The sequence below is a fragment of the Cupriavidus alkaliphilus genome (assembly GCF_900094595.1).
GTDB classification, from domain to species: domain Bacteria; phylum Pseudomonadota; class Gammaproteobacteria; order Burkholderiales; family Burkholderiaceae; genus Cupriavidus; species Cupriavidus alkaliphilus.
This window is the reverse complement of record NZ_FMAD01000010.1, coordinates 178,160-205,158: the sequence shown is the minus strand read 5'-3', so window position 1 is coordinate 205,158 and position 26,999 is coordinate 178,160. Positions and strand designations below refer to the sequence as shown.

The 26,999-nt window shown below is 69.5% G+C and carries 19 protein-coding genes; 17 read left to right on the top strand and 2 right to left on the bottom strand.

Going from position 1 to position 26,999, the window contains the following annotated elements; genetic code table 11:
- Positions 1 to 43: 43 nt before the first annotated feature.
- The 16 genes from GA0116996_RS21005 to GA0116996_RS20930 all read left to right on the top strand — a co-directional run bounded on the left by GA0116996_RS21005 (position 44) and on the right by GA0116996_RS20930 (position 22,799).
- A complete protein-coding gene (locus tag GA0116996_RS21005) occupies positions 44 to 1,216 on the top strand; it encodes an MFS transporter (protein ID WP_092315567.1) in 1,173 nt (390 codons plus the stop codon).
- A gap of 151 nt (positions 1,217 to 1,367) precedes the next feature.
- A complete protein-coding gene (locus GA0116996_RS21000) occupies positions 1,368 to 2,006 on the top strand; it encodes an MOSC domain-containing protein (protein WP_018004991.1) in 639 nt (212 codons plus the stop codon).
- A 262-nt stretch (positions 2,007 to 2,268) separates the two neighbouring features.
- Positions 2,269 to 3,504 carry an efflux RND transporter periplasmic adaptor subunit gene (locus GA0116996_RS20995; protein ID WP_092315459.1) on the top strand — a complete coding sequence of 412 codons (1,236 nt, stop codon included), beginning with the start codon at positions 2,269 to 2,271 and terminating at the stop codon, positions 3,502 to 3,504.
- Positions 3,505 to 3,507: 3 nt separating this feature from the next.
- On the top strand, positions 3,508 to 6,714 hold the full coding sequence (locus GA0116996_RS20990) for an efflux RND transporter permease subunit (protein ID WP_092315457.1): 3,207 nt from the start codon (positions 3,508 to 3,510) through the stop codon (positions 6,712 to 6,714).
- 318 nt (positions 6,715 to 7,032) lie between these two features.
- Positions 7,033 to 9,312, top strand: coding sequence for a TonB-dependent hemoglobin/transferrin/lactoferrin family receptor (locus tag GA0116996_RS20985; RefSeq protein ID WP_092315455.1), 2,280 nt, complete (start codon positions 7,033 to 7,035; stop codon positions 9,310 to 9,312).
- A 20-nt stretch (positions 9,313 to 9,332) separates the two neighbouring features.
- A complete protein-coding gene (cobN, locus tag GA0116996_RS20980) occupies positions 9,333 to 13,328 on the top strand; it encodes a cobaltochelatase subunit CobN (RefSeq protein ID WP_244159931.1) in 3,996 nt (1,331 codons plus the stop codon).
- A gap of 38 nt (positions 13,329 to 13,366) precedes the next feature.
- Complete coding sequence (locus tag GA0116996_RS20975; protein ID WP_092315453.1) at positions 13,367 to 13,876, top strand: MotA/TolQ/ExbB proton channel family protein; 510 nt, start codon at positions 13,367 to 13,369, stop codon at positions 13,874 to 13,876.
- A complete protein-coding gene (locus tag GA0116996_RS20970; RefSeq protein WP_092315451.1) occupies positions 13,873 to 14,220 on the top strand; it encodes a DUF2149 domain-containing protein in 348 nt (115 codons plus the stop codon). Before GA0116996_RS20975 ends, GA0116996_RS20970 begins: the two co-directional genes overlap by 4 nt.
- A gap of 10 nt (positions 14,221 to 14,230) precedes the next feature.
- Complete coding sequence (locus tag GA0116996_RS20965; protein WP_092315449.1) at positions 14,231 to 15,067, top strand: ChaN family lipoprotein; 837 nt, start codon at positions 14,231 to 14,233, stop codon at positions 15,065 to 15,067.
- Between the two features lie 363 nt (positions 15,068 to 15,430).
- Positions 15,431 to 16,399, top strand: coding sequence for a Bug family tripartite tricarboxylate transporter substrate binding protein (locus tag GA0116996_RS20960; protein WP_092315447.1), 969 nt, complete (start codon positions 15,431 to 15,433; stop codon positions 16,397 to 16,399).
- Between the two features lie 257 nt (positions 16,400 to 16,656).
- The gene (locus GA0116996_RS20955; protein ID WP_092315445.1) at positions 16,657 to 17,130 is read left to right on the top strand and encodes a tripartite tricarboxylate transporter TctB family protein; all 474 of its coding nucleotides are present in this window, start codon (positions 16,657 to 16,659) and stop codon (positions 17,128 to 17,130) included.
- Positions 17,131 to 17,158: 28 nt separating this feature from the next.
- Positions 17,159 to 18,673, top strand: a complete 1,515-nt coding sequence (locus tag GA0116996_RS20950) for a tripartite tricarboxylate transporter permease (RefSeq protein WP_092315443.1) — start codon at positions 17,159 to 17,161, stop codon at positions 18,671 to 18,673.
- Between the two features lie 122 nt (positions 18,674 to 18,795).
- Positions 18,796 to 19,854, top strand: coding sequence for an AbrB family transcriptional regulator (locus GA0116996_RS20945; RefSeq protein ID WP_092315441.1), 1,059 nt, complete (start codon positions 18,796 to 18,798; stop codon positions 19,852 to 19,854).
- A gap of 62 nt (positions 19,855 to 19,916) precedes the next feature.
- Positions 19,917 to 20,330, top strand: a complete 414-nt coding sequence (locus GA0116996_RS20940; RefSeq protein WP_092315439.1) for a PaaI family thioesterase — start codon at positions 19,917 to 19,919, stop codon at positions 20,328 to 20,330.
- A gap of 17 nt (positions 20,331 to 20,347) precedes the next feature.
- Positions 20,348 to 21,244 (top strand): patatin-like phospholipase family protein, encoded by an 897-nt coding sequence (locus tag GA0116996_RS20935; RefSeq protein ID WP_092315437.1) that lies wholly within the window; start codon positions 20,348 to 20,350, stop codon positions 21,242 to 21,244.
- A gap of 67 nt (positions 21,245 to 21,311) precedes the next feature.
- Positions 21,312 to 22,799 carry a dihydrolipoyl dehydrogenase family protein gene (locus GA0116996_RS20930; protein WP_092315435.1) on the top strand — a complete coding sequence of 496 codons (1,488 nt, stop codon included), beginning with the start codon at positions 21,312 to 21,314 and terminating at the stop codon, positions 22,797 to 22,799.
- A 613-nt stretch (positions 22,800 to 23,412) separates the two neighbouring features.
- On the opposite strand, the gene GA0116996_RS20925 is transcribed toward GA0116996_RS20930, so the two are convergent.
- Complete coding sequence (locus GA0116996_RS20925) at positions 23,413 to 24,885, bottom strand: sensor histidine kinase (RefSeq protein ID WP_092315433.1); 1,473 nt, start codon at positions 24,883 to 24,885, stop codon at positions 23,413 to 23,415.
- Between the two features lies 1 nt (position 24,886).
- Positions 24,887 to 25,561: a response regulator gene (locus GA0116996_RS20920; protein WP_092315431.1), complete on the bottom strand. Its 675-nt coding sequence runs from the start codon at positions 25,559 to 25,561 to the stop codon at positions 24,887 to 24,889.
- A 202-nt stretch (positions 25,562 to 25,763) separates the two neighbouring features.
- Here GA0116996_RS20920 and GA0116996_RS20915 point away from each other — a divergent pair, with 202 nt between their 5' ends.
- Positions 25,764 to 26,966 (top strand): ABC transporter substrate-binding protein, encoded by a 1,203-nt coding sequence (locus tag GA0116996_RS20915; RefSeq protein ID WP_375790510.1) that lies wholly within the window; start codon positions 25,764 to 25,766, stop codon positions 26,964 to 26,966.
- The last annotated feature ends 33 nt before the right edge of the window (positions 26,967 to 26,999 follow it).

Below are 26,999 nucleotides of genomic sequence, written 5' to 3'. Positions count from 1 at the left end.
CACACGACTCCCCCAATCGCTCTACTCCTCTCCCATGGCCGGCATGGACCCCAGGCTCGTGACGCTCTGCGTCGGCAATTTCGTCATCGGCACCGGTGCGATGATCGTGACCGGCATGCTGAACGACATTGCCGGCGATTTCGGGCTGGGCGCGGCCAGCGCCGGGCAGCTGATCTCGGTGTTCGCGCTGGCCACCTGCGTGGGCGCGCCGCTGTTCGCCACGCTGGGGTCGCGCATCGACCGCCGGCTGCTGCTGGCGGGCTCGCTGCTGGTCTATGGGGTGATGCACGTGGCCGCGGCGCTGGCTCCGAGCTTTGCGGCGCTGATGGCGATCCGCTTCCTGACCGCGATCGGGGCGGCCATCTATACGCCGCAGACCGCGGCCACGCTGCCGCTGCTGGTTAATGCGCAGACCCGCGGGCGCGCCATCAGCTTTGTGTTCCTGGGCTGGAGCGTCGCCAGCGTGGTGGGCGTGCCGCTGGGGACGTGGATTTCCAGCACGCTGGGCTGGCGCGTCAGCATGGCGCTGGTAGGGGTGATGGCGCTGCTGGTGGCGGTGGCGGTGTGGCGCGCGCTGCCGCGCGGGCTGATGGTGCCGCCGGCCGGGCGCGAGGCCTGGGGCGCGGTGCTGCGCCACAAGCCGGTGATGCTGGTGGTGCTGACCACCATGATTTCGTCGGCGGGCATGTTTACGCTGTTTACCTATATCGCCCCGCTGATGCGCGACGTCTATGGCATCAGCGGCGGCGCGCTCAGCCTGATGTTCCTGGCCTATGGTGCCTGCGGGGTGTTCGGCAACGCCATGGCGGCGTCGCGCATGGACCGGGTCACGCCGAGCCGGATCGTGCAGGTGACGCTGCTGACGTCGATCACGGCGATGGTGCTGTGGCCGCTGGCCGGGCTCGGCAGCGTGGCCCTGGTCGCGCTGTTCATGCTGTGGGGCGTGGGCGGCTTTGCCACCAACAGCGCCCAGCAGGCGCGGCTGGTGCTGCTGGCGCCGGAGCGGGCCTCGGTGTCGATCTCGCTGAACTCTTCTTCGATCTACCTGGGACAGGCCGCCGGTGCCATGGCCGGCGCCGCGATCTATACCCTGGCGGGGCCCGACACGCTGCACTGGGGCGCCGCGGCGCTGATGCTGGCGGCGCTGGCGGTGTCGCAGCGCGCGCGCCTGCTGGGCTGCCACTGGCAGCCTGCGCAAGCGGTCCGGCAGCTCTGATTCCGGTCTGAAACACGCGCCGCGACCCCCCGCCGGTGCCTTGTGAGGAACCGCACCAAGCACTTGTCCACAGCGTTATCCGCCCCGTTATCCTCAGGGATATCCGCAGCTTATCCACATCCCTTTCCACAACCACGAAGCGGGGGCGCACGTGAGCGATTCGAGACCTTGGCCGGGCCTTGCACGCGTGCTGGCGGTCAGCCTGGGCAAGGCCATCCCGCTGGTGGTGGCGGGCGCGGGCACCGAGGCGGTGGTGCTGTCGGGCATCCGCAAGCATCCGGTCAGCACGCTGCTGCACCCCTTGCGGGTCCAGGTGCAGCAACTGGGCCTGGCGGGCGACGAGCAGGGCGACCTGACCGTGCACGGCGGCCTCGACAAGGCGGTCTATGCCTATCCCTCGGAGCACTACGCCTGGTGGAATGCCCGCCGCCGCGCCTGCGCCCAGCCTGACTCCGGGCCTCCGCTGCCCTACGGTGCGATGGGGGAAAACCTGACGCTGGAGGGTTTGCTGGAGTCCGCGCTATGGATCGGCGACCTGGTACGGGTCGGCACCGCCCTGCTGCGCGTGGAGGCCCCGCGCCAGCCCTGCTACAAGTTCAACGCCGCGCTGGGCTACCGCCACGCGGTGCGCGACATGGTGCAGAGCGGCTACTCCGGGGTCTATCTCAGCGTGGTGCTGAAGGGCGAAGTGCGCGCCGGCGATGCTGTAATTGTGCAGGCCGGACCACGGGAATTGTCGGTCGACAGCGTAAATCAGTGGCGCCGCGATGGCCGGCGGCAGCTTTTCTGATAATGTTTGTCTAACCATACAAGCGCCCCGCTAAACACATCTCCGGCTTCCCCTGTGGCCCGGACGGCGTTTGCCGGCGCCGGGCATTACCAGACCCTTGCACCCCTGTAACGGACTGTAATACGCGGCGCTGGCTCCGGCGGGCGAAGCGCGGTACTAGTAGAGTCTTTGCGCGACACGCACTGGCAGCAATCTCGACACAACATGCCGGGCGGTACACGGGGAGTAGCGCTGAAGACGCGGGGCAGAGGGTCCACACAACATGAAATCTGACAGGATCGACCAGCCCAAGGGCTTCGTCGACAGCAACTGGAGGGCGGCCGCCGGGGCCGGGCGCGGCCGCGTGTCGCCGTGGCTGGCGGTACTGGTGGTGCTGGCCGTCGCCGGCCTGGGCTGGTTTGCGTGGCGCACGTGGCTGGCGCCGAAGCCCGCGCCCAAGCCGCCCGCGGCGGCCATCGTGGCGACCGCGCCGGTGCAGCAAGGCGACGTGCCGCTGCAGGTCTCGGCCAACGGCAACGTCACGGCGCTGTCGACGGTGGAGGTGCGGCCGCAGGTGTCCAGCACCGTGCGCACCGTCCATATCAAGGAAGGCCAGACCGTCAAGCCTGGCGACCTGCTGTTCTCGCTCGATACCCGCATGGACGAGGCCAACCTGGCCAAGGCCCAGGCGCAATTGCTGCGCGACCAGGCCGACCTGGCCGATGCCCGCCGCACGCTGGCGCGCAGCCAGGAACTGCTGCAGCGCAATTTCATCTCGAAGAGCGCGGTCGATACCGCGCAGGCCAGGGTTGATGGTTTCGCCGCCACCGTGCGCGCCGACCAGGCCGCGATCGAGGCCAGCCGCGTAGCGGTCAGCTACGGCGCCATCCGCGCCACCATCAGCGGCCGCACCGGCGTGATCAACGCCTTCCCGGGCTCGCTGGTGCTGCCCAACAGCACCCAGCCGATGGTCACCATCGCCCAGGTGCAGCCGATCGCCGTCACCTTCAGCCTGCCCGAACGCCAGCTGGCGGCCTTGCGCGAGGCGCTGCGCGCCGGCCCGGTGCAGGTCACCGCGCAGCCCAACGACGGCAACCAGGCGCCGGTGACCGGGCGCATCAGCTTCGTCGACAACACGGTCGATCCCCAGTACGGCACCATCCGCGTCAAGGCGCAGTTCGACAATGAAGAGCAGCGGCTGTGGCCGGGCACCTATGCCACCGTCAGTGCCGTGGTGCAGACGCTCAAGGACGCGCTGTCAGTGCCACCGCAGGCGGTCGTGACCGGGCCCGAGGGCCGCTTCGTCTATGTGGTGCAGCCCGACAGCAAGGTGGCGCGCGTGCCGGTGCGGGTGGTGACGACCACCGCCGCCGCGGCCGTGGTCGAGGGCGTGCAGCCCGGCGCCCGCGTGGTGGTGGAAGGCACGCAGAACCTGCGCCCCGGCGCGCTGGTGCGCGAGGCGGCGGCGCGCGGCGCTTCGGGTGCCGCTGCCGCCCGCCCTGCCAGCGCGGGGCACTGAGCCATGACGCTCTCGGAACTCTGCATTCGCCGTCCGGTGATGACGGTGCTGCTGTGCCTGGCCGTGGTGGTCACCGGCATCGTGCTGTATCCGACCATTCCCATTGCCGCGCTGCCCAGTTTCAACTCGCCGGTGATCCAGGTCACCGCGACCCTGCCCGGGGCCAGCCCCGAGACCATGGCCGCGTCGGTGGCCACGCAGCTGGAGAAGCAGTTCGCGACGATTCCGGGCGTGTCGGTGATCAGCTCGTCGAACACGCTCGGCAACTCCAGCATCACCATCGAGTTCAACAACGACCGCGATATCGACGATGCGGCAGTCGACGTGCAGGCGGCGCTGTTCCGCGCGCAGCGCTCGCTGCCGATCGAGATGACGACGCCGCCGTCGTACCGCAAGGTCAACCCGGCCGATGCGCCGGTGCTGCTGCTGGCGATCAACTCGCCGGCGATGAGCCTGGCCGACCTGAACGCCTTCGGCGACAACCTGATCTCGCCGACGCTGGCAACGCTGCCGGGCGTGGCGCAGGTGCAGATCTTCGGGCAGAAGCGCTTTGCCGTGCGCGTGCGCGCCCACCCCGATGCGCTGGCCGCGCGCGGGCTGACGCTGGACGAGCTGGCCACCGCGCTGAACCGCGCCAACGCCAACACGCCGGTGGGCACGCTCGACAGCGCGCGCCAGACCCTGACGATCCAGGCCAACCGGCAGCTCACCAATGCCGACGCCTTCCGCAATATCATCGTCGCCAGCCAGCCCAACGGCGCGCTGGTGCGCCTGTCCGACGTGGCCGAGGTCGAGGACAGCGTCGAGACCATCAAGACCGGCAGCTGGCTCAACAACGAGCGCTCGATCGTGCTGGCGGTGCTGCGCCAGCCCGACGCCAACACCGTCGCAGTGGTCGATGCGATCCATGCCGCCCTGCCCCGCCTGATCCAGCAGATGCCGGGCTCGATCAACGTGTCGGTGGTCAACGACCGCTCGCGCTCGATCCGCGAATCGATCCATGACGTGCAGTTCACGCTGGCGCTGACGGTGGCGCTGGTGGTGATGGTGATCTTCCTGTTCCTGCGCCGCGCCGCGGCCACGCTGATCCCGACCGTGTCGCTGCCGATCTCGCTGATCGGTACGGTGGCGCTGATGAAGGCGTTCGGCTACAGCCTGGACAACGTCTCGCTGCTTGCGATCACGCTGGCGGTGGGGCTGGTGGTCGACGATGCCATCGTCATGCTCGAGAACATCGTGCGCCATATCGAGGAAGGCGTGGCGCCGCTGAAGGCCGCGCTGGTGGGCTCGCGCGAGATGGGCTTCACCATCCTGTCGATCTCGATCTCGCTGGTGGCGGTGTTTATCCCGATCTTTTTCATGCCGGGCGTGATCGGGCTGCTGTTCCACGAATTCGCCGCGGTGGTGTCGCTGGCGATCCTGGTGTCGGCGCTGGTGTCGCTGACGCTGATCCCGATGCTCTGCGCGCGTTTCCTGTCGGCCGAGAACGTGCCGGTGGACGAATCGCACCACGCCTATGGCGACCACCCGCCGGGACAGCCGCCGCAGCCCGCCGTGGCGCAGAGGCAGACCCTGGGCATGCGCTCGACGCAGTGGTTCGAGAACCTGTTCGAGTTCACCCTGCACCGCTACGCGCGCGGGCTGGACTGGTGCCTGGCGCACCGGCGCACGGTGCTGGTGGCGGCGGGTCTGACCTTCGTGCTGACCGCGGTGCTGTTCGTCGCCATTCCCAAGGGCTTTTTCCCGGAAGAGGATATCGGCCAGATCCGCGTCAACGCCGAAGGGCCGCAGGATATTTCCTTCGACGCCATGTCGGAACGGTTGCGCGACGCGGCCGAGCGCATGCGCGCCAACCCGGCGGTCAAGAGCATCGTGGTCGCCATCGGCGGCGGCCCGTCGCCGGCCATCAATACCGGGCGCATGTTCGTGGAACTGAAGCCGCGCGGCGAGCGCGGGGCCATGCCCAAGGTGATCGAGTCACTGCGCCGCGACGTCGCCGGGGTGCCGGGCCTGGCGGTGTACTTCGCGCCGGTGCAGAACCTGCAGCTGGGCGGGCGCCAGAGCAAGAGCCGCTACCAGTACACGCTGCAGAGCGTGAAGGCCGGGCAGCTGCAGGACTACTCCGACCAGCTGATGGCGAAGATGCGCGCTGACAGCCTGTTCCGCGACGTCACCAGCGACTCGCAGCAGTCCGGACTGGAGGCGCACCTGACCATCGACCGTGACAAGGCCAATGCGCTTGGGGTGCAGATGCAGGACGTGCGCACCGCGCTGTATTCGGCCTTCGGCGAGCGCCAGGTGTCGACCATCTACACGCCGATCGACAACTACTACGTGATCCTGCAGGCGGCCGATGTCGATCGCACCGACGAAAGCGCGTTCTCCAAGCTCTATGTGCGCAGCAAGACCGGGCAGATGGTGCCGGTATCGGCCTTCGCCACCACCGAGCGCCGGGTCGGCCCGATCGCGGTCAACCACCAGGGGCAGCTGCCGTCGGTGACGGTGTCGTTCAACCTGGCCCCGGGCGCGGCGCTGGGCGATGCTTCCGCCCGCATCGACCGCTACAAGCAGGAGATCGCGATGCCGACCTCGATCTTCACCAGCTGGGGCGGCGACGCGGCGGTGTTCCAGTCTTCGCAGGCGACACAGATCGTGCTGCTGGTGGCGGCGATCGCCGTGATCTACACCCTGCTGGGCGTGCTGTACGAGAGCTACATCCACCCGCTCACCATCCTGGCGGGCCTGCCGTCGGCGGCGGTGGGCGCCTTGCTGACGCTGTTTATCTTCAACGTCGAGCTGTCGCTGATCGCGGTGATCGGCGTGCTGATGCTGATCGGCATCGTCAAGAAGAACGCGATTATGATGATCGACTTCGCGCTGGCGGCGCAGCGCGAGCAGGGCATGACCCCGGCCAGGGCGATCCGGCAGGCGTGCCTGCTGCGCTTCCGGCCGATCATGATGACCACCTTCGCCGCGGTGATGGGTGCGCTGCCGCTGGCACTGGGCCTGGGCGCCGGCGCCGAGCTGCGCCAGCCGCTGGGCCTGGCGGTGGTGGGCGGCCTGCTGTTTTCGCAGGTGATCACGCTGTTCATCACGCCGGTGATCTACCTGGCGCTGGACCGGTTCTCCGGTACCGGGCCGCTGCAGATCGACGCGGAAGGCAACAAGCTGCCGGAGAAGGCGCCCGGAGAGGCTGTGCGGCAGCACTGACGCCATCTGTAAGGTTTCCCCCACCCCTTCCCATTGGCCGCGGAAGGGCGAGCGAAGCGATGGGCGTTTGCCATGACGGAACGTCCATCTTCCACTCTGACCTTGCTCGAAACATTGCATACATGTGGCATATGCACTACATGCGCCCGAACGTAGATCTAAGCGCTTTACCTATCTCACTTAAATGATAATAATTCTCGTTAACTAAAGCGGCGTCACCCGCGGCCTAGCCAGCCGTCGGGCAGCGCCTCCGCGCGAGCCAGCCACCCGTTACCGGTTTTCCGCCAGCCAGCGTTCGATTTGTTCTGGGGAAAATCCATGAAACGTCGCTGTCTGGCGCGCCTGCGCGCCTCTGTCCGGGTCACGCCCGTTGCCGCCGTGTGCGCGGCGCTGGGCTCGCCAGCCCTTGCCGCGGACGGCGCTGGCAACACCGCCACGCTGGTTGCGCTGAATGAGGTGGTGGTCACCGCCACCCGCACCGAAGAGCGCGCCGACGCGGTCGCATCCACCATCACCACGCGCGACGCGCGCCAGATCCAGCGCGCGCAGCCGGTCGACGAAGCCGGCCTGTTCGCCGACGAGCCGGACATCGACGTGCCGCGCGACCGCCGCCGCTTCGGCGCCGGCAGCATCAATATCCGCGGCATCGAGGACAACCGCGTGCTGCAGATGGTCGACGGTGTGAGGCTGCCGGATTTCTTCAACGGCGGCGGGCCGTCGAATATCTCGAGCTCGACCCGCGATGCGCCGGAGTTCTCGTTCCTGAAGCGGGTCGAAGTGCTGCGCGGGCCGGCATCGAGCCTGTATGGCTCGGACGCGATCGGCGGCGTGGTGGCGTATGCGACCAAGGATCCGTCGGACCTGACGCAGGGCCGCAAGATCGGCGGCGAGCTGGGCCTGAACTGGAACGGCATCGACAACGGCTTCGGCCAGACCGCGGGCGTGGCCGGCGGCAGCGACACGCTGCAGGGCCTGTTCATGGTCGCGAATCGCAACGCGCATGAAATGAAGAACATGGGCAGCGATGATTCCAACTCGGTCAACCGCACCCGGCCCAACCCGCAGGACGTGCGCACGCAGGCGTGGCTCGGCAAGATCCTGCTCAACGCCAGCCCGGCGCACAAGTTCAAGTTCACCTACGAGCATCGCGACGGCAACACCGACACTGACCTGCTGCGCTTGTCCACGGCCTTGCCGCGCGTCACCGCCGCCAATGGCAATGAAGACCTGAGCCGCGACCGCGTCAGCCTGGACTACGAGTGGAAGCCGGCCAGCGGCGTGCTCGACCGCCTGGCCGCGCAGGTCTATTACCAGGAGTCCGAGACCACCACGCTGACCAACCAGGTGCGCAGCAACACCAGCACCGGCTGCTCGGCCACCACGCGCGGCACCAGCCTGTGCAACGTCTCGCTGGGCTTTGCCTTCAAGCAGGAGCAGACCGGCTTCAACCTGCAGGGCGACAAGTCGTTTGCCACCGGCGGCGTCGAGCACCGGCTGATCGGCGGCGCGGATTTCATGCGCGTGCGCTCGTCGGAATCGCGCGACGGCACGGTGCGCAACCTGACCACCGGCACCACCACCAAGTCGCTGGCCGGCGAGAATTTCCCGATCCACGACTTCCCCACCGGCGAGACGCGCCAGACCGGCCTGTTCGCGCAGGACGAAATGCGCTTCTTCGATGGCCGCTTCACGCTGACGCCCGGGCTGCGCTTCGACCATTACTCGTTGTCGCCCGATGGCGATGACCTGGTCTACAACAATGCCGGCGGCCGCCCGGCGGTCAGCAAGAGCGATTCGCACCTGTCGCCCAAGCTGTCGGCGCTGTGGCAGGCGACGGACCGCGTCAACCTTTGGGCGCAGTACGTGTTCGGCTACCGCGCGCCCAACTACCAGGAAGTCAACGGCAGCTTCCGCAACCCCGTACAGGGCTATGGCGCCGCGCCCAATGCCGCCCTGGACCCGGAGAAGAGCCGCTCGTTCGAGATCGGCGCGCGCTATACCAGCGACAACGTGCAGACCAGCGTGGCGCTGTTCGACAACCGCTACCGCGACTTTATCGAACAGGTGCAGCTGACCTGCCCGTCCGACCCCGCCTGCCTGCCCGGCCTGCGCGCGACCTACCAGTACCGCAACCAGACCAGCGTGCGCATCTATGGCGCCGAGTGGCGCGGCGTGTGGCGCTTCCTGCCGCAATGGCGCGTCGATGGCGCGGTGGCGTACGCGCATGGCAACAACGAGCAGACCGGCCAGCCGCTCAACAGCGTCTCGCCGCTGCGCGCCAGCGCCGGGCTGACGTGGGAGCGCGTGCAGGGACAGGGCGCCGCGATCCGCTGGCGCGGCGCGCGCCCGGTGACGCGCACCGACGATTCGTCGTTCACCTACTTCAAGCCCGCCGGCTACGGCGTGGTCGACCTGCAGGCGTGGTGGCGCTTCAATCGCTACGTCAGCCTGGCGCTGTCGGTCAACAACCTGTTCGACAAGAAGTACTGGCTGTGGGGCGACGTGCGCCAGACCGGCGTCTCGGCGACCGAGCCCGGCGTTGACTTCTACACGCAGCCGGGCCGCACCTTCGCCGCCAGCCTGAAGCTGTCGTTCTGAGCGGCAGCGAGGAGCTTCGCATGTCCCCACAAAATATGACCGCGCGCTGGCTCTGGGCGCTGCTGTGCCTGCTGGTCTGCATCGGCGCGGCCCAGGCCGCACCGCGCATCGCCATCCTGACCAGCTCGCCGGTGCCGGCGGGCAAGTTCGGCCCATTGCGCGAACTGGCGCAGGCCCAGGGCATGACCCTGGAGGCGCAGTACCTGGAGCGCATGCCGGCGCAGGAGGTCGCGCCGTTTATCCACAATGCCGACCTGCTGATCGTCGATGCGCCGCGCGACCACATCGTCACCGCCATGCTGCAGCGCCTCGGCCCGCTGTGGAGCGAGGCGCGCGTGCCGCGCGTGCTGATCGCCACCGACCGCTATGAAGCGCATGGCCTCGACGACAAGCTCGCGGCGCAGCTGCATGCGTACTACGTCAACGGCGGCCGCGGCAACTTCGGCGCCATGATGCGCACGATCGCGGCACAGCAGTTCCGCTTGCGTGCCGATGCCACCATTCCCGCGCCGGTGGTGTTCCCCAAGGCCGCCTACTACCATCCCAGGCTCGCCGGCGTGATCACCACCTCGCCGCAGGAAGCGCTGGCCGCCTCCGGCAGCAGCGGCCCGGTGATCGGCATCGCCATCCACCAGGCCTATGTGTCGGGCCTCGACAGCGCCTTTATCGACGACCTGATCGGCCGCCTCGAAGCGCGCCACGCGCGCGTGCTGACGTTCTACGGCCCGGTGATGGACGCCGATGGCATCACGCGCATGGCGATGCCCGGCGGCAAGCGCCTGGTCGACGTGCTGGTCAACGGCCAGATCATGCTGAACCCGCATGGGCGCAAGGCCGAGTTCGAGCAACTCGACGTGCCGGTGCTGCAGGTCATGCCCTACCGCAAGGGCGACGCGCAGGCGTGGCAGGACGACCCGCACGGCATCAGCCTGACCGATACGCCCTTCTACCTGGTGCAGCCCGAACTGGCCGGCGTGATCGATCCCATCCTGGCCGCCGCCACGGCCAGGGGCGACGGCGCCATCGTCGGCCTGCCGGCGCAGCTCGACGCGGTGGCCGACAAGGCGCTGGCGCTGGCGCGGCTGCGCCACCTGCCCAACGCCGACAAGCGCGTGGCGATCCTGTACTACAACTATCCCGCCGGCGAGAAAAACCTGTCGGCGTCGTTCCTGAACCTGCCGAAGAGCCTGGCCAGCACGCTGGCGGCGCTGCGCGCGGCGGGCTACACCACCGAGGCCGCCGACGAGGCGCGGCTGCAGCGCGACCTGGGCGCGTTGCTGGCACCCTTCTATCGCAGTGGCAGGCTGGAGCCGTTGCTGGACGCCGGCCTCGCGGTGTGGATGCCGATGTCGCGGTACCGCCGCTGGTACGACGCGCAGCCCGCGCCTTTGCGCGCCGCCGTGGCGCAGCGCTGGGGCAGTCCGGAGCAATCGGCGATGGCGACCACGCGCGGCGGCGAGCCGGGCTTCGTGATCCCGCGGCTGCAGCTCGGCAACGTCGCGCTGATGCCGGTGCCGCCGCGCGGCGAGCGCAACGAGTCGGACGAGAAGGCGCTGTACCACTCCACCTCCACGCCGCTGAACCACTTCTACATGGCCGCCTACCTGTGGGCGCGCCAGGACCGCGAGGCGCTGGTCCACTACGGCACCCACGGCACGCAGGAATGGACGCCGGGCAAGGAGCGCGGCCTGTCGGTCACCGACCAGCCCTACCTGGTGCTGGGCAGCGTGCCAGTGATCTATCCGTATATCGTCGATGACGTCGGCGAAGCGATCCAGGCCAAGCGCCGCGGCCGCGCCGTGATCGTCAGCCACCAGACGCCGCCGTTCCGCCCGGCCGGGCTGCATACCGAGCTGGTAGCGCTGCACGACCAGTTGCACGCGTATCTGCAGCAGGACGACGGCGCGGTGAAGGACACCATCCGCCAGCAGATCCTGTCGCGCAGCGCGTCGATGCACCTGGTCGAGGATATGGGCTGGAGCGCGGCGCGGGCGCGCGCGGATTTCAGCGGCTATCTCGATGCGCTGCATATCCACCTGCACGAGCTCGGCGGCGCGCTGCAGCCCTATGGCCTGCACACGTTCGGGCAGTCGCAGGACGAAGGGCTGCGGCTTTATACGACCATGGCGATGCTCGGCAAGGACTGGCTCAGGCGCGTGTTCCCCGACGAGCCGGAAGAGCTGTTCGCGGTCGACTACGCGCAGCTTGCGCAGACGCCGCCCTATGCGATGGTGCGGCGCTATGTGGCCGAGGGCGCCTCGCTGGACGAGCTGCGCGATGCGCGCCAGCGCGAAGACATGCAGCGCGCGCGGCAACTCTATGCCAGCCTCGATGCAACGCCCGAGAACGCGGGGCTGCTGACCGCGCTGGCCGGCCGCCACCTGCACTCGGGCACCGGCGGCGACCCGGTGCGCAGCCCCGATACCTTGCCGACCGGCCGCAACCTGTACGGCTTCGATCCCTCCAAGGTCCCCAGCCGCGAAGCCTGGAAGGCGGGCCAGGCCGCCGCCGAGGCGATGATCGCCGACTGGCGCAAGCGCCATGGCCGTTATCCCGACAAGCTCGCGTTCTCGCTGTGGAGCGTCGAGACCATGCGCCACCAGGGCATGCTCGAAGCGCAGGCGATGGCGGCGCTGGGCGTGCGGCCGAAGTGGGACGACGGCGGCCGCGTGGTCGGGGTCGAGCCGATTGCTGCCGCGGAGCTGGGCCGTCCGCGCGTGGACGTGGTGCTGTCGGCCACCGGTCTGTATCGCGACCACTTCCCCAATCTGATGAAGTGGCTGGCCGAGGCGGTGAAGCTCGCCGCCGCGCAACCTGAAGCCGGCAACGTCGTCGCCGCGAATACCCGCGCAGTCCGTGAGCGGCTAAGCAAGCTGAATGTCCCCGCCGAGCGGCTCGACGCGCTCGCGGTGACGCGCATCTTCGCCAGCGAATCGGGCAACTACGGCACCGGCCTGAACGACGCCGCGATGGCCACCGACACCTTCGGCAGCGGCCGCCAGGCCGATGCCAGGCTGGCCAGGCTGTATCTCGCGCGCATGCAGTACGCCTACGGCCCGGACGAGCAGCACTGGGGCGAGGCGCTGCCGCAGGTCAACCTGTATGCCGAGAACCTCAAGGGTGTCGACGGCGCGCTGCTGGCGCGCAGTTCCAACCTGTACGGCATGCTGACCACCGATGACCCGTTCCAATACCTCGGCGGCATCGGCCTGGCGGTGCGCCACCTAACCGGCAAGGCGCCTGAGCTGCTGATCTCCAACCTGCGCGATGCAAACCAGGCGCGCACGGAGACCGCCGCGGGCTTCCTCGCCAGCGAACTGCGCACGCGCTACTTCCATCCCGGCTGGATCGAGGGCATGAAGGCCGAGGGCTACAGCGGCGCGCTGAACGTGCTCGACACCGTCAACAATTTCTGGGGCTGGACCGCGGTCTCGCCCGAAATCGTGCGCGACGACCAGTGGACCGAGTTCGCCGAGGTCTATGTCAACGACAAGCACAAGCTCGGCCTGAACGCATGGTTCGAAAAGCACGCCCCGCAGGCCCAGGCCCAGGTGATCGAACGCATGCTGGAAGCCGCGCGCAAGGGCTACTGGAAGGCCGACAGCAAGCTGCTGCAGACGCTGGCGCAGCGCTATGAAGACCTCGCGCAGCGGCACGACATCGTCAGCGGCAACCGCGCGTTCAACCAGTATCGCGAGCAGCAGGCCCGCGCCGCCGCGCCGGGCTATGGCCTGCAGCCGCCCGCGGCGGCACCGCATACGGCAGCGCCGCCGACGCCGCGGCAGGCTGCCGCGGCACCCGCGCCCGAGCCCCCTCCCGCACCCGCGCCGAACCCGCCCCAGCCGGTGCAAGGCATGGAGCTGGTGGAACGCAAGCCGCCCGCGGCCGAGATCGTGCCGGTGCTGTCGTGGCTGGCCGGCGGCATCGCGCTGGCGGCCGCGATCGCGGGCGGCGCGCTCAGCGCGCGACGGCGCCAGGTCGATGCCCGCGCCGGCTGGCTGCCGGAGCGGCGCTGAGGCAACGCAGATATCCATCGCATTCAACGAGACCAGACATGACACCCACCCTGCTTGAAACCCTGATGTACGACGTCGGCCAGCTGTTCCTGATCCCGACGCTGGCGCTGATCGCGCTGCTGTTCCTCTACGCCTTCTGGGCGCTCGGCGAGTTCGCCATGCAGGCCTGGCTGCGCACGCGCCACCCCATCGCCAGCGGGCGCGGCTACGTGCTGGTGGCCTGGGCGCGCAAGCACAAGGTGGCCGATGCCGACGCGCTCGACGTCGCCGCGCACCGCCTGCTGGAGCGGCCTCGCATCGCCACGCGCGTGGCGCCGATGCTGGGGCTGGTGGCCACCATGATCCCGATGGGGCCGGCGCTGAAGGGGCTGTCCGGTGGCAACCTGGCCAATGTGGGCGAGAATCTGACCATCGCCTTCTCCGCGGTGATCCTGGCGCTGATCGCGGCCAGCATCACCTTCTGGGTGGTCAACGTGCGCCGGCGCTGGCTGGCCGAGGAACTGGTGTGGCTGGGGCAGTCGCGGCCGCAGTGGGAGGTGGACGAATGAAGTTCCTGGAAGAGAGCGAGGCCGACGATCCGATCCTGTCGGTGGTGAACCTGATCGACGTGTTCCTGGTGGTGATCGCCGCGCTGCTGGTGGCGATCGCGCAGAATCCGGCCAACCCGTTCACCCATGATGACGTGACTATCATCAAGAATCCCGGCAAGCCCAATATGGAGATCGTGTCGCGCCAGGGCGAGAAGGTGGTGCGCTACCAGGCCAGCGGCCAGGTCGGCAGCGGCGACGGCATCAAGGCCGGCGTGGCGTACCGGATGCAGGACGGATCGATGGTGTACGTGCCGGAGCAGCCTGCGCCGCAGGCATCGGTGCCGACCACTGAAACCAGATAAAGGAAAGCGCATGATGGCATTCCGCTTGCGCGCAGCCGCCATGCTGGCCGCTGCCGCCGTGTTGGCCGCCGGCTGTGCTGCCCGGGGGCCGGCTTCGTCCACGGTCAGCGCCGCCTTCGCCGGCAAGCCTTACGTGCTGCTGGGCGAAGTGCACGACAACGCCGCCGGCCAGCAGCAGCGGCTCGACGCGCTGACGCGCGCGCTCGAGCAAGGCTGGCGCCCGGCCATCGCCATGGAGCAGTTCGACCGCGAGCGCCAGGCCGATATCGACCGGGCCCGGCGCGAGCGCCCGCGCGATGCCGACTACCTGATCGCGCAGGCCGGCGGCGGCGCCTGGAAGTGGCCGCTGTACAAGCCCGTGGTGGCGCTGGCGCTGCAATACGATCTGCCGCTGGTCGCCGCCAACCTGTCGCGCGCCGACGCGGGCAAGATCGTGCGCGGCGGGCTGGACGGGCTGTTTTCCGCGGACGAGCGGCGGCAACTCGGCCTGGCCGGCGCGTTGCCGCCGGACCTGGTGGCGGCGCAGACCGCGGTGCTCGACCGCGGGCACTGTGGCAATTTCCCCAAGGCGATGCTGCCCGGCATGCTGGCGGCACAGGCCGCGCGCGACGCGGTGATGGCGCAGGCGTTGCGGCCTTATGCCGGGCGCGGCGCGGTGCTGATCGCGGGGAACGGGCATGTGCGGCGCGACGTGGGGGTGCCGCGCTGGCTTGCTGGCGAGGCCGGCAAGGTGATCAGCGTGGGCTATGTGGAAAGCGCGCCGGCTGATGGCGAGTTCGACATGGCAGTGGTGGTGCCGGCGGTCGAGCGCAAGGATCCGTGCTTGCAGGCGAAGCCGGCGGGGTAAGGTGGTGAGTTCAGGACCGGGGGTGCGGGCCGGAGCCTCCACCAAGTCGCGTCGTCCGCCTGCCCACCTCCTCCATCCACGTAAACCCCAACCTCATCTCCGCCGATTTGACAGCCTTTTGACAGTTTCCCCCGCCTAGAATCCGGCCCATGACCAGCAGTTCCGGTCTGACGTTCACCAAAATCCAAGAACAGTCCCGGCCAGCCCTTGCCGCGCCGGACAGGAGACAAGCCCGGTGCCGCGCTGCTGCGCACGCCGCCGGCGCACATCCCGTCCCGCAACGCCGTGGCCGCCGGAACCCCCGGGTCGGATCGCGGCCGCCATCGAAGGCAAGCGATCACCGGTATTACCAAGGAGACCGCCATGCGCCGTACCTATTTCCGCTTCGCCCATGCCGTGATGGCATCCGCCACCCTTGCCGCCGCTGCCGTGGCCGCGCCCGCCTTCGCGATGGACAACGTCAAGGTCATGATCGGCGCCAACCCCGGCGGCGGCTTCGACCAGACCGGCCGCTCGCTGGGCGCGGCGATGGTCGCCGCGGGCCAGGCCAAGGCCGCTTCGTACGACAACAAGGGCGGCGCCGGCGGCACCATCGCGCTGACCCAGTTCGTCAACACCGACAAGGGCAACCCCAATGCGCTGATGGTGGTGGGCGCGGTGATGGTCGGCGCGATCGAGACCAACAAGCCGCCGGTCACGCTGAAGAACGCCACCCCGATCGCGCGCCTGTTCGCCGACACCATGGTCATCACCGTGCCGGCCAGCTCGCCGATCAAGTCGATCAAGGACCTGACCACGCAACTCAAGGCCAACCCGGGCAGCGTCAGCTGGGGCGGCGGCTCCAAGGGCTCGATCGACCATATCCTGGCCGGCCTGGTCGCCAAGGAAAGCGGCGTCGATCCGAAGAAGGTCAACTACGTGCCGTTCCAGGGCGGCGGCGAAGCCTCGGCCTCGATCATGGGCGGGCACGTGACGGTGGGCATCGCCGGCGTGTCGGAATTCCTGCCCTTTATCAAGAGCGGCAAGATGCGCGCGCTGGCGGTCACGTCCAAGGACCGTGTCGCCGATATCCCGACGCTGAAGGAGCAAGGCGTCAACGTCGAGATCTATAACTGGCGCGGCGTGTACGGTGCCCCGGGCACCACGCCCGAGCAGCGCAAGGCCATGATCGACGCCGTGGTCAAGGCCACCGAAAGCAAGGCCTGGAAGGACACGCTGCAAAAGAACGACTGGACCCCGTTCCTGCTCACCGGCGACGAGTTCGGCAAGTTCGTCGACAGCGAATCGACCCGCCTGGGCGCGACGCTGCGTGAACTGGGCGTGGCCAAGTAACACGGTCCGGCGCGCGGGGCTGCAGCGCCCTGCACTACCGCCCTTAATGCATTAACGCATCCCTCTCGCTTTACCTGTCGTGCCTGCCGACGCCGCCGGTGATCCCGGGGCCGGAAACACGGCGCGGGGCCCGGTGTCCACCTGCGATACCGAAGACAACAACATCTGTCACTGGGCCCCGCCGCCGCGCGGGCAGCATCCGCCGGCGTCGCGCATGCCAGCCTCCGCGGCTGGCGACCAAGGCCCAAGGAGTCTCCATGAAACCCTCGCACCTCGCCATCGGCATCGCCGTGCTGGCGATCTCGCTGTTCTTCTTCCTCGGGCTGTCCGGCATCACCGGCGACGAGGGCTATGCGGGCCTGTCGCCGCGCTTCGTGCCCACGCTGGTGGCGATCGGCCTGGCGGTGTGCGGCGCGCTGCTGACCTGGCAGGGCGTGCGCGGCGGTTTCCGCAACATGCCGGAAGAGGACGCCGAGCTGCCCAACGCGCCGCACAACTTCGGCGGCTTCATCTGGGTCGCCGCAGGCCTGGTGCTGAACATGGCGCTGATCGGCACGCTCGGCTTCGTGTTGTCGTCGACGCTGCTGATGGTCTGCGTGGCGCGCGGCTACGGCAGCCGCCGCCTCGTGCGCGACGCGATCATCGGGCTGTGCATCACGGTGCCGATGTGGGCGTTGTTCGAGTTCCTGCTCGGCATTAACCTGCCGCTGCTGCCCATCGCCGGCTTCTGAGCCCGCCCGTCCCGCAAGGAGTCTTCGCATGGATACCCTGAACCAGCTGATGCACGGCTTTGCCGTCGCGATCACGCCGATCAACCTGATGTGGGCCCTGGTCGGCTGCTTCCTCGGCACCGCCATCGGCGTGCTGCCGGGCATCGGCCCCGCGCTGACGGTGGCGATGCTGCTGCCGCTGACCGCCAAGGTCGAGCCCACCGCGGCGCTGATCATGTTTGCCGGCATCTACTACGGCGCGATGTATGGCGGCTCGACCACCTCGATCCTGATGAACACGCCGGGCGAGTCTTCCACCATGGTCACGGCCATGGAAGGCAACCTGATGGCCAAGAACGGCCGCGCCGGCCCGGCGCTGGCGACCGCGGCGATCGGCTCGTTCGTGGCCGGCACCATCGCCACCGTGATGCTGTCGCTGTTCGCGCCGGTGGCGGCCGACGTGGCGCTGCAGTTCGGCCCGGGCGAGTACTTCATGATCATGCTGCTGGCCTTCACCACGGTCTCGGCGGTACTGGGCTCGTCGCTGCTGCGCGGCATGACGGCGCTGTTCCTGGGCCTGGGCATCGGCCTGATCGGCATGGATTCGCTGTCGGGGCAGACCCGCTATTCGATGAACGTGCAGGAGCTGTACGACGGCATCGACATCGTGGTGGTCGCCGTGGGCTTGTTCGCCGTGGGCGAGGCGCTGTTCAACGCATTCTTCCCGCAGCCGCCCAGCACCTACAACAAGCTCAGCTCGACCCACATGAACCGGTCGGACTGGAAGCGCTCGCTGCCGGCGTGGATCCGCGGCACCTTTATCGGCTTCCCGTTCGGCCTGATCCCCGCGGGCGGCGCCGAGATCCCGACCTTCCTGTCGTACGCGACCGAGAAGAAGCTGTCGGACCACAAGGAAGAGTTCGGCAAGGTCGGCGCAATCGAAGGCGTGGCCGGCCCCGAGGCCGCCAACAACTCGGCCGTGACCGCGACGCTGGCGCCGCTGCTGACGCTGGGCATCCCCACTTCCAACACCACCGCGATCCTGCTGGCGGCGTTCCAGAACTACAACCTGCAGCCCGGCCCGATGCTGTTCCAGACCTCGGGCGACGTGGTGTGGGGCCTGCTGGCGTCGCTGTATATCGGCAACGTGATGCTGCTGGTGCTGAACCTGCCGGCGATCGGCCTGTGGGTGCGCATGCTGCGCGTGCCCACGCCGCTGCTGTACGGCGGCATCCTGATCTTCGCGGGGCTGGGTGCGTACGGCATCCGCCAGTCGTGGTTCGACCTGCTGCTGCTGTTCGTGATCGGCCTGCTCGGCATGGTCATGCGCCGCTTCGACTTCCCCACCGCGCCGGTGATCGTCGGCATGATCCTCGGGCCGATGGCGGAGAAGCAGCTGCGCAACGCGCTGTCGATCGGCCAGGGCGACTGGAGCCTGTTCCTGCGCCAGCCGATCTCGGCTTCCATCCTGGCGCTGACCGTGGCGGTGGTGGTGATCCCGCGCCTGCTGCGCTGGCACGCCGGGCGCGGCACCGCGCATGCGCAGGCTGACAACGCCGCATAACACGCGGTAGCATGCGGTAGTCTCTGCGGGGCCCGGCGCCATGGCGTGCGGGCCTCTTGCTTTCCTCGGACCAGACATTGCAAAACAATAAGCGCCGGCGCCCCGCGCCAGGCCGCTGACCGATGCCGCTTGCCGCCAACCGCTGGCTGTCCGCGCTGCCCACGCTGGCGCTCGGGCTGGCCGCTGCCCTGCTCTGCACTCTCCTGCATACGCCGCTGCCGTGGATGATCGGGCCGCTGCTGGCGGTGGCCGCCGCGCGCATGGCCGGCGCCGACCTGCGCGCGCCGGCGCAGGCGCGCAATGCCGGCCAATGGGTCATCGGTGCCTCGCTCGGGTTGTATTTCACGCCGGACGTGGTGGCGCGGCTGGTGGAGTACCTGCCGTACATCGTCGCCGCCTCGCTGTTCGCGCTGGCGCTGGGCGCGGGCGGCGCGCTGCTGCTGCGGCGGACCACCGGCGTCGCCTTCAAGACCGCGTTCTTCTCCACCGCCATCGGCGGCGCCTCGGAGATGGCCAACCTGGCCGAGCGCAACGGCGCGCGCATCGACCAGGTGGCGGCCGCGCATTCGCTGCGGGTGCTGATGGTGGTGGTGACGGTGCCGGCAATCTTCCAGTACGGCGGCATCCACGGGCTCGACCCGTATATCCCCGGCCCGCGCGTGGTGAGCGCGCCCGGGCTGGTGGCGCTGGTGGCGATTACGCTGGGCGTGGCGCTGCTGATGAAGCGGCTGAACATGGCGAATCCGTTCGTGATCGGCACGCTGCTGGCGGCGGCGGTGCTGACCGCTTGCGGCATCGAGCTGTCAGCCATCCCCACCTGGATGAGCCGGGCCGGCCAGTTGCTGATCGGGGTGTCGCTGGGGGTGCGGTTCTCGCGCGAGTTCCTGCATACCGCGCCGCGCTTCCTCTCGGGCGTGGCGCTGTACACCGTGCTGGCGCTGGTGGTGTCGGCGCTGTTCGGCTGGGGGCTGTCGGCGCTGTCGGGCGCGCACCCGGCCACGGTGATCCTGGGCACCACCCCGGGCGGCATCGCCGAGATGTGCATCACCGCCAAGGTGCTCGAGGTCGGGGTGCCGCTGGTGACCGCCTTCCACGTGATCCGGATGGCGTTCGTGGTGCTGGCCACCGGGCCCCTGTATCATTGCCTGAAACATCGCGTCGCGCCGGAGGAGACGGAATAGCGGTCCGCGCGCAGGTCCGCCATTCGACCGCCATGGTGCGGCCACACAGAACAAGGAGCATCATGCCCGAAGCCCTGACCCTTGCCGACATCGACGCCACGCTCGAGCGCGTGCTGGCGCCGTGGGTACGCCAGCTGGGCCTGCGCGCCGAAGCCGTCGACGCCCAGGGCGTGACGCTGCGCCTGCCGTTCAGCGAATCGTTCCGCCATGCGGGCGGGGTGGTCTGCGGCCAGGTGCTGATGTCCGCCGCGGATACCGCCATGATCGTCGCCGTGGCCAGCGCGCTGGGCGCGTTCCGGCCGATGACCACGGTGTCGCTGACCACCAATTTCATGCGCCCGGTGATCGACGGCGACGTGCTGGTGCGCGCCAACGTGCTGCGGCTGGGCAAGACCGTGGTGTTCGGCGAGATCGAGCTGACCGGCACCGACGGCAAGCTGGCGGTGCAGGCCACCACCACCTACGCCCTGCTCTGAGGCGCTCCGGCTCTCCCATGCATTGCGCTGACGCCAATCCCTTCGACCAGGTCGTCTTTGCCGGCGGCGGCAACCGCTGCTGGTGGCAGGCGGGCTGGTGGGACACGGTGGCGCCGGAACTGCAGCTGCGCCCGCGCGTGATCGCCGCGATCTCGGCCGGCGCGGCCACCGCCTGCATGGTCTATGCGCACGACTCGCACCAGACCATGGACTACTACCGCGCGGTGCTGGCCAGCAACCGCCGCAATGCCTACTGGGGCAACCTGCTGCGCAACGAGCGCGTGTTCCCGCACTACGGCATCTACCGCACCGCGCTGCTGACCATCTTTGCCGACGGGCGCCTCGCGCACCTGCAGCAGGCGCCCGAGATCCGCATCGGCGTGGCGCATATCCCGCGCTGGAGCGGCCCGCGCCTGGCGGTGGCCGCCGGGCTGCTGGCCTACAACATCGACAAGCACGTGCTCAAGACGCTGCACCCGCGGCTGGGGCGCAAGCTGGGCTTCCGGCCCGAGTTCGTGCGCGCGCAGGATTGCGCCTCGCCCGAGCAGCTGGCCGACCTGCTGCTGCAGTCGGCGTCGACGCCGCCGTTTACGCCCGTGCTGCGCCGCGACGGCCGCCCGGTGCTGGACGGCGGGCTGGTCGACAACGTGCCGGTCGACGCGCTCGATGGCGCGCCCGGCAATGTGCTGGTGCTGGTCACGCGGCTGTACCCGCGCCCGCGCCGCTTTGTGCTGGAGCAAGGCGGCCAGCGCCGGCTGTACCTGCAGCCTTCGCAGCGCGTGCCGATCTCGAGCTGGGACTACACCCGGCCCGATGCCATGACGCACGCCTATGAACTGGGCCGCCGCGACGGGGAAACTTTCCTGCGCGAGTGGCCGTCGATCCTGAATACCGAACTGCGGCCCGCTGCCTAGCTTTCGTGTTGCCGGCGCTGGCCTGATGATTGTCGATGCGGCCCGCGTGCCGCGACAGGAGGCATGGATGACCAAACGCCAGACACCGCTTTCCATAGTGCAGGGAACCAGCGCGCCGCGGCGCGCCCGCGAGGTCAGCGCGGCGCCGCCGGTGCAGCAGGTGCCGCGCGCGCGCAGCGGCCGCAGCCGGCGCAACGACAAGGCGCGCGCGGCCGACCTGGTGGTGATCGGCGGCGGCTCGGCCGGGGTGGCCTGCGCGCGGCGCGCGGCGGCGCACGGTGCGCGCGTGATCCTGGTCGAGCGCGATGCCATCGGCGGCACCTGCGTCAACCGCGGCTGCGTGCCCAAGAAAATGCTGTCTTACGGCGCCTCGTGGTCGGCGATCCTGTCGGGCTGCCTGTCGCACACCGGCGGGCACGAGGACTGGCGCGATGCCATCGTGCGCGTCAACGCCGAAGTCGCGCGGCTGAACGTGGGCTACACCCAGCGCCTGACCGATTCGGGCGTGGAAGTCCTGCACGGCGAGGCACGGGTCACCGGGCCGGAGGAAGTCTGCGTTGGCGACGAGACCATCCATGCGCGCCGCATCCTGATTGCCACCGGCGCGCGCCCGCGCACACTCGACGTGCCCGGCGGCGACCTGGCCGCGAGCTCCGACGACGTTTTCACCTGGCAGAGCCTGCCCGCGTCGGTCGCCGTCATCGGCGGCGGCTATATCGGCGTGGAACAGGCCTCGATCCTGTCGCGCTACGGCGTCAAGGTCGACCTGGTCGTCGCCGGCGACCGGCTGCTGCCGCATTTCGACCACGACATCGCCGCCGCACTGGCCGACGCGCTGACTGCGCGCGGCGTGCGGCTGCACCTGAATGCGCGCGTGCACCTGCTGAGCCAGGCCAACGGCGCGGTCGAAGTCTGCTACCAGCCCACCAACGACCCCGGCCGCGCCGGCCAGACCGAGGCCGTACGGGCACAGGCCGCGCTGGCGGCGATCGGGCGCGTTTCCAATGTGCAGGGCCTGGGGCTGGAAGCGCTGGGCGTGGCCTTCGGCGAGCGGGGCGGCATCCGCGTCGACCGCCAGTTCCGCAGCAGCGTGCGCAGCGTCTATGCGCTGGGGGATGCCATCGACGGCCTGCACCTGACACCGGTGGCTACTGCGCAGGGGCGCTGGCTGGCGGACCGGCTGTTCGGGCGGCGCGGCGAACGGGCGGATTTCGACTTCGTGCCCACGGCGGTGTTCTGCGAGCCCGCCATCGGTGCGGTGGGATTGACCGAAGCCCAGGCCATCGAGGCCGCGGGCAAGCCCGAGCGTATCCGTACCGTGATCAAGCGCTTTGTCTCGCTGGAGCATCGCTTTGCCGGGACGCCGCATCAGTCGGTGTTCAAGCTGGTGCTCAACGCGCGCAGCGGGCGCGTGCTGGGGGCGCATCTGATGGATAACGCCGCGCCCGAGATCGTGCAGACGCTGGCGGTGGCGGTAAGGCTGGGGGTGCGGGAGTCGCATCTGCAGACGACGGTGCAGGTGCATCCGACGGTGGCGGAGGAGTTGTTTGGGTAGGTTCGCAAATTCACCACGCCTGCATAGGGCTGTCGTGGGCGAATCTGGACTCGGAAGGGTTGGGGTTTTTCGGGGTTAGGCGCTGTGGGTGACATGCTGTCGGCGCTTGAACCGCGTGGTTCCGCCCTCCTGGGCGGGTCACTTTTTGGCCGAGCGCCAAAAAGTAACCAAAAAGCGCGTTTACTGCCCTGCGGGCTGCATGTCTGATCGTAGTGTGCCCGGGCGTTTTCGTACGGGGCTGGGCTTCCTCACATAGCTGGACTGCCTGCCGCAGGGGTGCACCACGGTGGCAGGGGCGTTGGCGTGGTGTTTGAACGAGCCCAGAGCGCTTGGTGGCCGCCTGCTGCGGGCCTTGTCGTAGGAACGCCTACGGCTGCTGCGCCGTCAGTATCGAAGGGCGTCGGCCCTGGCACGGAACGCGTCGCTGCGCTCGCTTGGCGCTGCAGGTCGGTGACCCGAATGCATCGCTGCGCTCGCTTGGCTACCGAACGTGCCCATTGCCACTGGTTTTCTCCCCTCTCCCGCTTGCGGGAGAGGGGCGGGGGAGAGGGCCGGCGCATCGACGAAGTCCGGCGTCCGAACCCATGCACGCCCCGGTGATCCCGTCGTAAAACTAGCCAACCTCTACCGGCAAGCTCAACACCGCGCGCACGCCAGTGCCCTGCGCACCCTCTCCCAACACCACCGTGCCCCCAAACCGCGCCGCCATCTCCCGCGAAATCGCCAGCCCCAGGCCTGAGCCGGGCTCTGCATTCCCGACGCGCCGGTAGAACCGCGCGAATACCTTCTCGCGTTCCTCGGCCGGGATGCCGGGACCATCGTCCTCGACCACCAGGCAGGCGTGATCGCCGGACCGCGTCGCCGACAGCGTGATGCGGCTGCCGCGCGGCGAATACTGGATGGCGTTGTGGACCAGGTTGGCCAGCGCCTCGCGCAGCAGCGCGGGGTCGGCGCGCACCGGCAGCGTCAGCCCCGCCACCGGCTCCCAGCCGAAGTCCTGCTGCTTGCCGCGCGCCAGCGGCAGGTAGTCCAGTGCGACCTGCTCGGCCACGGTGACGGCATCGATGATGTCGATGCCTTCGCCGGCTTCACCAGCTTGCGCGGCGTCGGCGCGGTGCTGGCGTACCCGCGCCAGCGCGAGCAGCTGGTTGGTCAGCCGCGCGGCCTGTTCCAGCTGCGTGACGATGCCGCCCACGGCTTCGCCGGCGGCGGCGCGGGCGGCTTCGGGGTCGGGCGCAGGGTCGGCGGCATTGAGCTGGCGCTGGGCGTATTCGGCCTGGGTCTTGAGGATGGCCAGGGGGGTGCGCAGCTGGTGCGCGGCATCGGCGATGAACTGTGCCTGCGACTGCGCCATCGCGGCCGAGCGCGACACGTGCAGGTTGACCGCATCGACCAGCGGCCGCACCTCGGCGGGCACGCGCTCGAACGCGAGCGGGGTCAGGTCTTCGGGCGAGCGCGCCTCGACGTCGTCGCGCACGCGCGCCAGCGGGCGCAGCACGTAGGTGACGCCGCCCACCAGGATGGCGGCGCTCAGCAGGATCAGCAGCAGGTCGCGCGCCAGCGCGCTGCGCCACACCGAGCCGATCAGCGCGCTGCGCGGCTCGGCGGTCTCTGCCACCTGGATGATCACGCGCATGCGCGCGTCGGGCCGGTACACCGGGCGCGCCATCGCGGCAATGCGCACGGCCTCGCCCAGGTATTCGGCGTCGTAGAAGCGCGGCTGGTTGTTGACCAGCGCGCCGCGCGGCAGCGGCAGGTCGCTGTAGCCGGTCACGGTCTCGACCTGGCCGGCGCGCTCGGTCGAGACCCGGTAGAACACATGGGTCTGCGCCGCGGTCTCGAAGATCTCCATGGCGGCGTCGGGCAGGGTCAGCTGGACGTTGTCGCCGGCCATGCCGATGGCGTTGTCGATGGCGCGGATCGAGCCGTAGAGCGAGCGGTCGTAGGCGGTGTTGGCGGCGTCGCGCAGGGTGCCGTAGGTGAGCCAGGTGTCGAGCGCCATCATCGCCGCCAGCGCCGGCAGCAGCAGCAACAGCAATTGCCGGCGCAGGCTGCCGCGGCGCCACAGCAGCACCGGGTGCCGCATCTCAGCCCCTGGCCTCCGGCTCCAGCAGGTAGCCGAAGCCGCGCAGCGTGACGATGGTGACCCCGTGCCCGGCCAGCTTCTTGCGCAGCCGGTAGACCAGCACCTCGATCGCATCGGGCGAGACGTCGGCGTCGAGCGAGAACACCTTGTCGAGCAGCTGCGCCTTGGTCAGCGGCTGGCCGCTGCGCGCCAGCAGCGCGCCCAGCAGCGTCGATTCGCGCGGCGTCAGCGCCAGCGGCGCGCCGCCCAGCGTGAAGCTGCGGGTCTCGCCGTCGAACACCAGCGTGCCGCACTGCAGGCGCGGATGCGCGCGCCCGCGGCTGCGGCGGATCAGCGCCAGCAGCCGGGCTTCCAGTTCGGCAATGGCGAAGGGCTTGGGCAAGTAGTCGTCGGCGCCCAGGTTCAGGCCGCGCACGCGCTCGTCCAACGTGTCCTGCGCGGTCAGGATCAGCACCGGGGTGCGGTCGTCGCGCCCGCGCATCGACTTGAGCACGGCCAGCCCGTCCTTGCCGGGCAGCCGCAGGTCGAGCAGCACCGCGTCGTATTCCTCGGCCTGCAGGCGCGCCTCGGCCTGCAGGCCGTCGGCGACGTGCTCGATCACAAAGCCGCCCTGCTCCAGCGCGCGGGCGACCCAGCGTGCCAGTTCGACTTCATCCTCCACCAGCAGGATGCGCATGCCGGTCTCCTCCTGTGCCGGTTGGTTCTATGTTAGTTGCGGCGCGCGCACGCGGGGACAAGGCATGGAAAGCGCCCGCAAAACCGGGGGCAGCACCGATGGAGCGCGCCCGCCGCGGGCGCCTATAATACCCTCGCCCCGCCGCTCCCGGCGCGCTCGCCGCGTCACCGGCGGCATCGGCAGTCCCTCCGTCCCGAGCACCGTGTCCCCGCGTTCGTCCCAGCCGTCCCGACCATCCCAGCCGTGCCAGTCCGCCTGCGCTTCGCCCGCTTCGGCACAGCGCCGCCGCCTGCTGCGCGCCGCACTGCTGGGCGGCGCCGCATGGCCCCTGCATGCCCAGTCCAGGCCGCCGGCAGCGCCGCCGGGCTACCCGTCGGGGTATGACGCCACCATTGCCGGCGCGCTGCGCGAGGGCATGGTCACGGTGTACGCGTCGACCGACCTGGAAGTCGCACGGCCGCTGATTGCCGCGTTCGAGGCGCGCTACCCCGGCATCCGCGTGCACTACCAGGATCTCAATACGGTCGAGCTCAACCAGCGCTTCCTGGCCGAGAGCGCCGCGCTGTCGGGCCGGCCGCCGCCGCCCAACGCCGTCTTTGCCGATGTGCTGTGGAGCACCGCCATGGACCTGCAGATCAAGCTGGTCAACGACGGCCATGCGCAGCGCTACGCCTCGCCCGAGCGTGCCGGCCTGCCCGGCTGGGCGGTATGGCGCGACGAGGCCTGGGGCACTACCTTCGAACCCGCGGTGATCGTCTACAACCGCCACCACCTGGCCGGCATGCGCCCGCCGCGCAGCCGCAGCGGGCTGGCGCGGCTGCTGCAGGAGCACGCGCCGCGCTGGCATGGCAAGGTGGTGACTTACGACGTGGAGCGTTCGGGGGTGGGCTACCTGCTGGCGCAGCAGGATGCGCGCATGGGCAGCGAGTTCTGGTACCTGGCGCAGGCGCTGGGCCGGGCCGGGGTGCAGCTGTCGGCGTCGACCGCGGAAATGATCGAGCGCATTGCCAGCGGCGAGCTGGTGATGGGCTACAACCTGCTGGGCTCCTATGCCCTGTCGCTGATGCAGCGCGGCGCGGCGATCGACGTGATCGCCCCGAGCGACTACACGCTGGTGATGTCGCGCGTGGCCTTTATCGCGCGGCGCGCGCCGCGGCCGAACGCGGCGCGGCTGTGGCTGGACTACCTGCTGTCGCGCGAGGGCCAGGCGCTGCTGGCCAAGTCGACCTCGCAGCTCTATACCATCCGCACCGATACCGACAGCGTGCACACCGCCGCGGCGCTGTCGGAGCGGCTGGGCTACGCGCTCAAGCCGATCAGCGTCGGCCCCGGCCTGCTGGCGGCGCAGGACGCGATGCGCAAACGCGCGTTCCTGGCGCGCTGGCGCGAGGCGATGCGCGGCTAGCGCTGCCGCCGCGAACCACCGCGAGCTGCCGCG